Consider the following 11,022-nt stretch of genomic DNA (forward strand, 5'->3'; position numbering starts at 1 on the left):
CATCCACCGAAGTGGACGGGGTATCAACTTCTGGCGTTGATTTTTGGCACGCTGTTGAGTTCTCAAGGAACGGACGCTTCCTTTGTACTCACCCTCTCGGGCTTTCCTCCGGGCTTTCGTTCTTTCTTCGTTTCCGACTCTATCAGATCCTTTCGGGCCTGACCCCCAGTCAGCGGGGTTTGTCTTCCGGGCTGTTGGGCCCTTCCGACTCCCAGAACTCTAGTGGATTTCCCGGCCGATTCATAATCGGCCTTCCGGAATTCATTCGGGCACACCGAATAAGCCCCCGGGCGGGAGATCTTGCTGAGTTGGGTGCCGCGACGAGGCGGCTGGATGGCTGCTCCCCGAACCTTTCGGCTCTGGAACAACCCACAGAACGCTACGGAACCCCGAGGGGGTTGTCAACCCCCTCGGGCGACGACTTCGTCAGCTGCGCGACTGGAGGTCCTCGACGCGGTCCAGCAGGCGAGTGAGCATGTCGCCCAGCAGGCCGCGCTCCGCCGTGGAGAGGTCCTGGAGGAGGTCCTCCTCGAAGACCGTGGCCGCGCGCATCGCGTCGAGCCACTTGCTGCGCCCCTCGTCGGTGAGCTCCACGATCACGCGGACCCGGTTCGACTCGTCGCGCTCGCGGGTGACCAGTCCCTCCGCCGTCATGCGGTCGATGCGGTGGGTCATGGCCGCCGGCGTCAGGCCGAGCTGCTTCGCGAGTTCGCTCGGGCCCATGCGGTACGGGGCCCCGGAGAGGACGAGGGCCTTGAGGACCTCCCACTCCGCGTTGCTGATGCCCAGGGCCGCGGTCTGGCGCCCGTACGCGACGTTCATGCGGCGGTTCAGGCGGCTCAGCGCCGAGACCACCTTCTCGACCTGGGGGTCCAGGTCCTGGAACTCGCGCTGGTAGACGGCGATCTGCTCGTCGAGGCTCGGCTCGTGGACGGGCGCAATGCCGTCGGGGGTGTCACCCATGGTCCGAAGTATCGCATGACTCCGTTGGCGTCTAACTCCTTCGATGTGTAGAGTTAAGCATCGAACTTTAGGTGTGAAGACTTCGGGCTTCAGGACTCAGGCAGGTGAAAAGTGACCAGGGTGATGGGCGCTGCGATGCGGCGGATCCAGGCCGGCAACGCGCTGACCGCGTTCGGCATCGGCTTCACGGTTCCGTTCCTCTACATCTACGTGGCGCAGGTGCGGGGGCTCGGCTCGATGGCGGCCACGAGTGCGTTCGTGGCCTTCGCCGTGAGTGCCCTGATCGCGCTGCCCTTCACCGGTCGCGTCATCGACCGCCGCGGCCCCGTCCCCGTGGTCATCGGTGCCGCCGTCGCCGCCTCCGTCGGTGCGCTGTCGCTCGGGCTGTCCACCGGCATCGTGCCGATCCTGCTGTCCGCCCTCGCGCTGGGCGCCGGGCAGGCCGTCATGCAGCCGGCGCTCGCCACGATGATCGTGTGGTGCTCCACCCCGGCCACCCGGACCCGGGCCTTCGCCCTCCAGTTCTTCATGCAGAACCTGGGGCTCGGCATCGGCGGCCTCATCGGCGGCCAGATCGTCGACGAGAGCCGGCCCGGCAGCTTCACGCTGCTGTTCGGCATCGAGGCCGTGATGTTCCTGGTCCTGGCCGGGGTCATCCTCACCGTGCGGATGCCGCACGCGCCCGCCATCACCGACGCCCTGCCCAAGGACCCGGCGCAGGCCGGCGGCGGCTGGAAGCGGATGCTGGAGCACCGGGCCATGGTCAAGCTGCTCGTCCTCGGCTTCGTGATCTTCTTCGCCTGCTACGGGCAGTTCGAGTCGGGTCTGGCCGCCTTCGGCACCGAGGCCGCCCGAATCTCCCCCTCCACCCTCGGCTTCGCGCTCGCCGCCAACACCGGTGCGATCGTCCTCGCGCAGTTCGTCGTGCTGAAGCTGGTCGAGCGGCGCCGCCGGTCGCGGGTGATCGCTCTGGTCGGGCTGATCTGGACCGCGGCGTGGCTCATCGCCGGGTTCTCGGGGCTCGGGCACGGCAGCGCCGTGATGGCCGCCGCCGCGTTCATCACCACGTACGGGCTCTTCGGCATCGGCGAGGCGATGCTGTCGCCGACGCTGGCGCCGCTGGTGGCCGACCTGGCGCCGGAGGGCTCGGTGGGCCAGTACAACTCGGCGTTCGCGCTGGTCAAGCAGATGGCGCTGGCCCTGGGGCCGCTGGGAGTGCCGCTGGGTGCGGGGCTGCCGATGCTGTACGTCGCGGTGTTCGTCGCGGTGTCGCTGGGGATCTCCTGGCTGGCGCTGCGCCTGGGCCGGCAGCTGAGCGCGGTGCAGGACAGGCCGGCGCTGCTGAAGGCGCAGGCGTCGGCGGCCCCGGCGGCGGTGGCCGTACGGGCTGCTGCCGAGCCGGTGGCCGTGTAGGTACGGAGACGGGCAGGCGGCTGCCCGTGGTGAGTGCCTGGGAGTGAAGGGGCCCGGTCTTGTGGACCGGGCCCCTTTCTGCTGCCTTGCGGCTGCCTTCCTGCTGCTTGCGCTACTTGTCCGGCTTCTGGTCCGGCAGGGCGAACTCGCACCAGACGGCCTTGCCCCCGCCGGGGGTGCGGCGGGAGCCCCAGGACGATGCGATCGTCGCGATGATCGAGATGCCGCGGCCGGTCTCGTCGCCCGGTTCGGCGCGGCGGCGGCGCGGGAGGTGGTCGTCCCCGTCGGTGACCTCGACGATCAGGCGGCGGTCGGTGCGGCGCAGCCTCAGCCGCATGGGCGGCGTCCCGTGCTGGAGGGAGTTCGCGACGAGCTCGCTGGCGGCGAGGACGCCGAGGTCGCACAGCTCGACCGGGAAGCGCCAGGAGGTCAGGACGCCCTGGGCGAAGGCGCGGGCGCGCGGGGCCGCCTCGACGCCGCCGAGGAGTTCCAGGGCGGCGTTGTGGAAGAGCTCTGCGTCCGCTCCGGTGCGGTGGGGCTGCTGCAGGACCATGACGGCGACGTCGTCGTCGTGGTCGGCGTCGATGCCGAGGGCGCGCATCAGGCGGTCGCAGATGACCGACGGGGTGCCCTGGGCGCCGGCGAGGGCTCGTTCGAGGGCGGCGACGCCTTCGTCGATGTCCTCGCCGCGGCGCTCGACGAGCCCGTCGGTGTAGAGGACGGCGGTCGAGCCGGGGCCGAGCGCGATGGTGCCGGAGGTGTGGAGCCAGCCGCCGGTGCCGAGCGGCGGGCCGGTGGGGTCGGCTGCGCGGCGTACGGTGCCGTCGGCATCGCGGACGAGGATCGGCAGGTGGCCGGCGGAGGCGTACGCGAGCAGGCCCTCGTTGGGGTCGTGGACGGCGTAGACGCAGGTGGCGATTTGGCTGGCGTCGATCTCGGCGGCGAGGCCGTCGAGGAGCTGGAGCACCTCGTGCGGGGGCAGGTCGAGGCGGGCGTAGGCGCGGACGGCGGTGCGCAGCTGGCCCATGACGGCGGCGGCGCGCACGCCGCGGCCCATGACGTCGCCGATGACGAGAGCCGTGCGGCCGGCGCCGAGGGTGATGACGTCGTACCAGTCGCCGCCGACGGCGGCCTCGGTGCCGCCGGGCTGGTAGGTGGCGGCGATGCGCAGGTCGTCGGGCTGTTCGAGCTCCTGCGGGAGGAGGGAACGCTGGAGGGTGACGGCGGCCTCGCGCTGGCGGCGCTCGCTGGCGCGGAGGCGCTCGACGGCTTCGGCGTGGTCGGTCACGTCGGCGAGGTGGATGAGGACGCCGGTGTGGTGCGGGTGCGCCTCGGCGGCGGGCTCGGGGGCGGCCTTGGGGAACTCGACGGGGGTGCAGGTGACGGTGTACGTGCTGCCGCCGCCGGGTGCGGTGCGGTTCTTGGCGGTACGGGGCTTGCCGCTGCGCTGGACCTGGTCGAGGAGCGGGAGGAGGCCGAGCTCGCCGAGCTCGGGGAGGGCTTCGTGGACGGGGCTGCCGGTGGGGCGGGGGCCGAAGCCGGCGGTGTAGGCGTCGTTGACGTAGGCGACGCGGTGCTCTGGGCCGTGGACGAGGGCGACGAGGGCCGGGAGCCGGCCGAGGACCTCGCGTACGGAGAGCTCGTCGAGGGAGGGCACGGCGGGGACGGTGCCGTGGGCCGTGCCGTGGCCGGGCCCGGTGCCCGGGCCGGTGCCGGTGCCGGCGGCTTGGCCGGTGCCGGCGCCGTGGCCCGTACCGGAGACGGTGGGGTCGGCCGGGCCGCCGTCGGCGGGCACCCCGGGACGGCCGGCGGCGCCGCGGGCTGCCGGGACGGCGCCTTCACCGCGCTTGGCCTGGGCGGCGGCGTGTTCGGACCGGGCGGCGGCGCGGCGCTGCGTTCCGGGAAACCGGGCGCTCCAGCGCGTGAAGTTCACTGCGTTCAAGCCTCGTGGTGTCGCAAGTGGTCGCTGTATCGCTGGGGTGGGTCGCGGGGCGGTGTCACTGGGGGGCGTGTCACTCTGTGCAGGGGTGAGCACACCTATGGTCACACGTCCAGTGTGGCCGACCGCACTGACAGCGTCAGCCCTGACGGTCCTGCGGGGGGTCGGGGGCGGGCGGGGGTGCGGGGGGCCGGTGGCCGCCGCCGGCGGCGAGTTCGAATTCTGCCCTGGGGTGTTCGAGGGAGCCCAGGGAGACGATCTCGCGTGTGAAGAGGCCTGAGAGGGTCCATTCCGCGAGGACGCGCATCTTGCGGTTGAACGTGGGGACCCGGCTGAGGTGGTATACGCGGTGCATGAGCCAGGCGGGGTAGCCCTTGAGCTTGCGGCCGTAGACGTGGGCGACTCCCTTGTGGAGGCCGAGGGAGGCCACGGAGCCGGAGTACTTGTGGGCGTATTCGGTGAGGGCCTCGCCGCGGAGGGCGGCGACGAGGTTGTCCGCGAGGGCCCTGGCCTGGCGGACGGCGTGCTGGGCGTTGGGGGCGCATTCGCGACCGGGCTCGGGGGCGGTGATGTCGGGGACGGCTGCGGCGTCGCCGGCGGCCCAGGCGTGTTCGACGCCGTCGACGGTGAGGAAGGCGGTGCAGACGAGGCGGCCGCGTTCGTTCCTGGGCAGGTCGGAGGCGGCCAGGACCGGGTGGGGTTTGACGCCGGCGGTCCACACGACGGTGCGGGTGGGGAAGCGGGCGCCGTCGCTGAGGACGGCGACGCGGTTCTCGCAGGATTCGAGGCGGGTCTCGAGGCGGACGTCGATGCCACGGCGGCGCAGTTCGCGGACGGTGTAGACGCCGAGTTCGGGGCCGACCTCGGGGAGGATGTGGTCGCTGGCCTCGACCAGCACCCACTTCATGTCCTCGGGCTTGACGTTGTGGTAGTAGCGGGCGGCGTAGCGGGCCATGTCCTCGAGTTCGCCGAGGGCCTCGACGCCCGCGTAGCCGCCGCCGACGAAGACGAAGGTGAGGGCGGCGTCGCGGACGGCGGGGTCGCGGGTGGAGGAGGCGATGTCCATCTGCTCGATGACGTGGTTGCGCAGGCCGATGGCCTCTTCGACGGTCTTGAACCCGATGCCGTAGTCGGCGAGTCCGGGGATGGGGAGGGTGCGGGAGACCGATCCGGGGGCGAGGACGAGTTCGTCGTACTCGATCTCGCGCGCGCCGGTGCCCTCGTCGGCGGTGGCGAGGGTGGTGACGGTGGCGGTGCGCTTGGCGTGGTCGATGCGCTGGGCCTCGCCGATGACGATGCGGCACTTGGGGAGGATGCGGCGCAGGGGGACGACGACGTGGCGGGGGCTGATGGATCCGGCGGCGGCTTCGGGCAGGAAGGGCTGGTACGTCATGTAGGGCTCGGGGGTGACCACCGTGACCTCGGCTTCTCCGGCTCTGAGCTTTTGCTGGAGCTGGAGCGCCGTGTACATGCCGACGTAGCCGCCGCCGACGACGAGGATGCGCGTGGCGGGCTCGGTACCAGGGGCCGTGCCTCGGGAGTTAGCAGCCTTCACCATCCCATGACGCAACGTGGCCGGGAGTTTGTCCACAGGCCTGACGGATTGTGTGACCGGAGGTGGTGGTGGGGCGGGGCTCTCGGACGGCCCGAGCGGGACGGAAGTTCCGCAGGTCAGAGCGTGCGAAGGGGGTGGTCGAGGCGGTGCGGAACGGAAAAGTGGGGGCGAATGCTCCGATCGGGCGGTGCTCGTACGGGGGCTGCCTCTTCTGAATTGACTCTGGCTCAACTATGTTCGTATCCCGTCGAGGAGTAAGACCGGGGCCGCTGACCGTGGCTCACCTCGACGCGAAGGCGGGGATGTCTCCGGGGGGAGACAAGTGATTACCGGGGGATACATATGAACATTTCCGATTTCCATGGTTCTGCGGCCGCGCTCTCGGGCGAGAGCAACGGTCGTGTGATCGCCGGCGGCACCACCACGGCCACGACCGGAGTGGGCCGCTCCACGCCGCTGCGCGTCGACGCCCAGCGGAACCTCGAGCACGTGCTGCGCGCTGCCCGCGAGGTCTTCGGCGAGCTCGGCTACGGGGCCCCGATGGAGGACGTGGCGCGGCGTGCGCGGGTCGGTGTCGGCACGGTGTACCGGCGCTTCCCGAGCAAGGACGTCCTGGTCCGGCGCATAGCCGAGGAGGAGACCGCCCGGCTGACGGAGCAGGCCAAGACCGCGCTCGGCCAGGAGGAGGAGCCGTGGCAGGCGCTGTCGCGGTTCCTGCGCACCTCCGTGGCCTCGGGCGCGGGGCGGCTGCTGCCGCCGCAGGTGCTGCGGGTCCGCTCGGCCGAGGAGGCCGCCGCCGAGGAGACGCCCGAGGTGCGGGTTCCGCAGCAGCGGCAGGCCGTTGCCGGGGGCGTTCCGGAGCTGCGGGTCGTGGGCGGGCGGACCGCCGCCGACGAGCCGTCGGAGGACGCGGGCGCGGGTGCGCTGCTGGAGGTCGTCGGCAAGCTGGTGGACCGGGCCCGGGAGGCCGGTGAGCTGCGGACCGACGTCACGGTGGCCGATGTGCTGCTGGTGATAGCCACGGCCGCACCGGCCCTGCCGGACGCGGCACAGCAGGCGGCGGCTTCGGCCCGGCTGCTCGACATCCTGCTCGAGGGCCTGCGCTCCCGGACGGCCTGACCTTTCGCCAGGCCGGCGTTTGAGGCGGGGGCCGACAGCTCTGCGTGTGTGGAGTTGGCGGCTCTCGGCCTCGAAGCGGGGGGCGAGGCGGCCGGCATCGCTCACTCGAACGAGTGAGGGGCGGTGCGGCGTTTCGCGGGAGGGTGCCCGGACGGGTGGATCGCGTGGAGACGGGTTCGGCGCGCGCCCCCCGTGTGACAGGCTTGAACGGTGTACCGGTTGAGTGTGTCGTGCGGGAACTTCCGCAATGAGCGTTGACGGTCGCGACGAGCCGACCGGCGGTGCCGGCGGCGACGTCGAGGCGGACAGCCCGCCCGTCCGGCAGGTCCCGGCCCAACGGGAACCGCGCGGGCGGCACGCGGCGGCCCGGGGTGCGGCCGGGGGCGAGCTGCCGCCGTCCGACGGCGACTTGATCGCCCGGATGCGCGGCGGACACGACAGCGCGTACGCGGAACTGTTCCGGCGGCACGCCGATTCCGTACGGCGCTACGCGCGGACCTGCTGCCGGGACGGGCACACGGCCGAGGACCTGACCGCCGAGGTGTTCGCGCGGACCCTGCAGGCGGTGCGGGGCGGGGCCGGTCCGGACCAGGCGGTGCGGGCGTACCTGCTGACCACGGTGCGCAGGGTTGCGGCGGCCTGGGCGAAGACGGCCCGGCGCGAGCAGCTCGTGGAGGACTTCGCGGTGTTCGCGGAGCAGGCGGCCGCGGGCACCGAGACCGGCAGCGGGCTGTCCGGCCTGTCCGGGGACGACACGCTCGAACCGGGTGCGGACGTCCGGGCGATGCGCGAGGCCGAGCAGTCGCTGGCCGTGCAGGCCTTCCGGAGCCTGCCCGAGCGGTGGCAGGCCGTGCTGTGGCACACCACGGTCGAGGAGTCCTCGCCCAGTGCGGTCGCCCCGTTGTTCGGGTTGAGCGCCAATGCGACGGCGGTGCTGGCCGGCCGGGCCCGGGAAGGGCTCAAGCAGGCCTATCTGCAGGCGCACGTGAGTTCGGCGCTTAGTGCGGGCGGCGACTGCGCGCGGTACGCGGACCGGCTGGGAGCCCATGCCCGCGGCGGGCTGCGGATGCGGGCCGAGCGGGGGCTGCGCAAGCACTTGGAGGAGTGCGTCAAGTGCCGGCTGGCCGCCGGGGAGCTCAAGGACGTCAACGCGGGTATTCCCGCGCTGCTGCCGGTCGCGGTCATCGGGTGGTTCGCCGCCGGGTACGCGGCGAAGGCCGCCGGGGTGGTGGCCGGTGGGGCCGTGGTCGCCGGCGGGGCGGGGGCTGCTGCGGCTGCCGCTGCCGGGTCGGGCGGGTCGACTGCCGGGGCCGGTGCGGGTGCCGGTGCGGGGGCGGGGGCTGCCGGGTCTGCCGGTGGGGCCGCGGGTGGTGCCGGGTCCGGGAGCGGGGCGGCGGTGGTGTCCGAGGGTCTCGGGGTGTCCGCCAAGGCCGCGCTGGCCGCCGGGATCGCGGTCGCCGCGGCTGCCGGGGTGGTGTTCGCGCTCGTCGGGGACGATCCCGAGCCGGTGCCCCAGGCGAAGCCCGCTCCGGGCGTGGCGGCGCCGGCGGTGCCCTCGCCGGGGCCGCCGTCCCCGGCCGTGTCGGAGCCGCCGACCGCTCCGGACCCCGTACGGCCCGGGCCGCGGCCGGCCTCGGCCCCGCCTTCTCCTTCTCCTTCGGCTCCGGTGTCCGCTGCCGTGCCGCAGCCGGCGCCGCCGTCGCCCGCTGCGCCGGAGCCCTCGCCGTCGAAGGCGCCGAGCGCCTCGACCGGTTCTGCTCCCCCGAAGCCCTCGCCTTCGCCTTCGCCGACCGCGGTCAAGCCGGTGCAGGGCTTCCCGCTGGCCCGGCTCGACCACGCCGCGGTCGGCGACCACAGCAGGCCCGAGGTGCAGACCTGGCGCAGCAGCTGGGTGTGGCAGCGCTGGGGGCTGCGGATCGCCGATCGACACTACGCGCAGGGCATCACGGTGAACTCCCGTTCCTCGGTGGAGATCACCCTCAACCGGCAGTGCACTGCCTTCTCGGCGCGGGCCGGGGTGGACGGGCTGTCGCTGTTCACCGACGGCACCGTCCGGTTCTCCGTGTACGCCGACGGTGAGCGGCTGTGGCGGTCGGAGCCGCTCGGGTACGAGGACCGGGCCGCGCCGGTGAACGTGTCCCTCGCCGGGCACCGGACGCTGCGGCTGGTGGTGGAGCCGGCCGGGCAGGGCAGGCTGCCGACGCTGGCGAGCTGGGCCGATGCGGTGATCAGCTGCCGGTGAGCAGGGCCGCCACCTCCGGCGGGGACAGCAGTTCCCCTGCCGCCGCCTCGCGGGCGTGGTGCTCCAGGCCGAGGGCTGCGCGGGTCCGGGCCGGGAGCTCGGACACCGCCGTCTGCTCGGGGACCGAGCGGGGGTGGCCCGCGCGCCAGGCGGTGGCCGCCGCCAGGACCCGTACGCTCGCGGCAGGGCGGCCGGCGGCCTCCAGCAGGACGGCCGCGGTGTCGGCCATCGAGGCCAGGACCCGTTCGGCGCAGCGCGCGGCGACCGCAGCGGCCAGAGCGGGCCCGATCCGGGCGAGGCCGGCCGCCGGACCCTGCTCCCGGGCGGTGAGGAGGGCGTCGACGTTGTCGAGGCCGGCGGTGAGCTGCGGGGGCACGGGTGCGTCCGGGACGGCGGCGCGGGCGAGGTCGTACCGGTCGCGGGCCTGCGCGAGGTCCCCGTGGGCCATGGCGATCAGCGCGGCGAGCAGGCCGCCGTACGCGCGGATCTCGTGGCCGGTGCCGTGCTGCTCGGCCTCCCGGTGTGCGTCGGCGAGCAGCCGCTCGGCTTCGGCGTAGTCGCCCTGGCAGAAGGCGGTCTCCGCGATGCGGGCGATGGCGAAGGGGCTCTCGGTGTGGGCCCCGACCTCGCGGGCGAGGCGCAGGCACTCCTCGTACTCGGTGCGGGCCCAGTCGTAGCGGCTGCGGGAGAGGGCGACCTCGCCGGCGGCGCTCGCGACCTGGGAGCGGATCCAGCGGTCGCCGACCCGGCCGGCGATCTCGTGGAGTTCGGCGAGGTCGGCGTCGACGGTGGACAGGCCGCCGGTGGTGTCGATGGCGACGTGGGTGCGGAGCATGAGGGTGACGCCGAGTTCCCAGTCACCGCCGTGGCGGCGGCAGTTCGCGACGGTGGCGTCGAGGCCGGCCCGGAAGTCGGGGGTGGCGCCGGTGAGGAAGCCGGTCATCGGCCAGAGCATGGCGGGGAAGCGGGCCGCCTCGGGGCCGCCGCGGCGGAAGACCTCCCGGAGGCGGTCGGCGAGGGCGACGTGCCAGGGGGTGGTGAACTCCTCGGGCGGGCGGCCGTCGGCGTCCAGGTTGAGGCGGAGCAACTGCAGCCGCATGAGGCGCCAGTAGGCGGGGGTGCCCTCGGGCGGTTCGGTGGGGGTGAGGGCGGCGATACGGGCGGACCATCGGGCGCCTTCGCGGCGGTAGTCGCGCAGCCACCAGAACCAGCCGAGGGCGAGGGCGAGGCGCTGGGCGGCCTCGGTTGCCGCGGGCTCGGTGGCTGCGGTCTCGGCGGTTTCGGTGGCTGCGGTTTCGGTGGTGTGGAGGAGTGCGGCGCGGAGGTTGTCGAGTTCGGTCTCCATGCGGCGGATCCAGGGGAGTTGGGCGGCGGAGCGCAGGAGCGGCTCGGCCTCCTCGGCGAGGGCCAGGAAGTGCGCGGCGTGGCGGGCGGCGGTGGCGAGGCGGTCGGTGGCGTGCGCGGCCGCGCGCTCGGCGGCGTACTCGTGGATGGTTTCGAGGAGGTGGTAGCGCATGCCGTCGGGGGTGGGGGCGGCGATGACGAGGGACTTGTCGACGAGGGCGCCGAGGGCGTCGGCGATGTCGACGGGCCGGCCGTCGCCGTCGCCGTCGCCGTCGGTGCAGACGGCTTCGGCGGCGGCGAGGTCGCAGCCGCCCGCGAAGACGGACAGGCGGCGAAGGACCGCCCGTTCGGACTCGTCGAGGAGGTCCCAGGACCAGTCCACGACCGCGCGCAGGGTCTGCTGGCGGGGCAGCACGGTGCGGGCGCCGCCGGTCAGGAGGCGGAAGC

At 73.5% G+C, this 11,022-nt stretch carries 7 protein-coding genes; 3 read left to right on the forward strand and 4 right to left on the reverse strand.

Features of this window, described 5'->3' with window-relative positions; all coding sequences use genetic code 11:
- Positions 1-426: 426 nt before the first annotated feature.
- A complete protein-coding gene (locus tag ABZ924_RS36770; protein WP_361919794.1) occupies positions 427-963 on the reverse strand; it encodes a MarR family transcriptional regulator in 537 nt (178 codons plus the stop codon).
- A gap of 111 nt (positions 964-1,074) precedes the next feature.
- Between ABZ924_RS36770 and ABZ924_RS36775 the strand changes: the two genes are divergently transcribed.
- A complete protein-coding gene (locus ABZ924_RS36775) occupies positions 1,075-2,376 on the forward strand; it encodes an MFS transporter (protein ID WP_361919796.1) in 1,302 nt (433 codons plus the stop codon).
- 112 nt (positions 2,377-2,488) lie between these two features.
- On the opposite strand, the gene ABZ924_RS36780 is transcribed toward ABZ924_RS36775, so the two are convergent.
- Positions 2,489-4,309 (reverse strand): ATP-binding SpoIIE family protein phosphatase, encoded by a 1,821-nt coding sequence (locus tag ABZ924_RS36780; RefSeq protein ID WP_361919806.1) that lies wholly within the window; start codon positions 4,307-4,309, stop codon positions 2,489-2,491.
- 145 nt (positions 4,310-4,454) lie between these two features.
- Positions 4,455-5,873 (reverse strand): NAD(P)/FAD-dependent oxidoreductase, encoded by a 1,419-nt coding sequence (locus ABZ924_RS36785; protein ID WP_361919798.1) that lies wholly within the window; start codon positions 5,871-5,873, stop codon positions 4,455-4,457.
- A gap of 339 nt (positions 5,874-6,212) precedes the next feature.
- Between ABZ924_RS36785 and ABZ924_RS36790 the strand changes: the two genes are divergently transcribed.
- Entirely contained in the window at positions 6,213-6,989 is a 777-nt protein-coding gene (locus ABZ924_RS36790) for a helix-turn-helix domain-containing protein (RefSeq protein WP_361919800.1), read from the forward strand.
- A 247-nt stretch (positions 6,990-7,236) separates the two neighbouring features.
- On the forward strand, positions 7,237-9,231 hold the full coding sequence (locus tag ABZ924_RS36795) for a sigma-70 family RNA polymerase sigma factor (protein ID WP_361919802.1): 1,995 nt from the start codon (positions 7,237-7,239) through the stop codon (positions 9,229-9,231).
- Here ABZ924_RS36795 and ABZ924_RS36800 read toward each other — a convergent pair.
- Positions 9,218-11,022, reverse strand: a 1,805-nt coding sequence (locus ABZ924_RS36800; protein ID WP_361919804.1) for a transcriptional regulator, incomplete at its 5' end; no start/stop codon positions are given. The genes ABZ924_RS36795 and ABZ924_RS36800 overlap by 14 nt on opposite strands.

The organism is Streptomyces sp. NPDC046876 (assembly GCF_040645035.1).
GTDB lineage: Bacteria > Actinomycetota > Actinomycetes > Streptomycetales > Streptomycetaceae > Streptomyces.

Excerpts from the sequence above, each read along its gene's own strand:
- ABZ924_RS36770 (WP_361919794.1), bottom strand. The coding sequence starts at position 963 with ATGGGTGACACCCCCGACGGCATTGCGCCCGTCCACGAGCCGAGCCTC.
- ABZ924_RS36785 (WP_361919798.1), bottom strand. The coding sequence starts at position 5,873 with ATGGTGAAGGCTGCTAACTCCCGAGGCACGGCCCCTGGTACCGAGCCC.
- ABZ924_RS36795 (WP_361919802.1), top strand. The coding sequence starts at position 7,237 with ATGAGCGTTGACGGTCGCGACGAGCCGACCGGCGGTGCCGGCGGCGAC.
- ABZ924_RS36790 (WP_361919800.1), top strand. The coding sequence starts at position 6,213 with ATGAACATTTCCGATTTCCATGGTTCTGCGGCCGCGCTCTCGGGCGAG.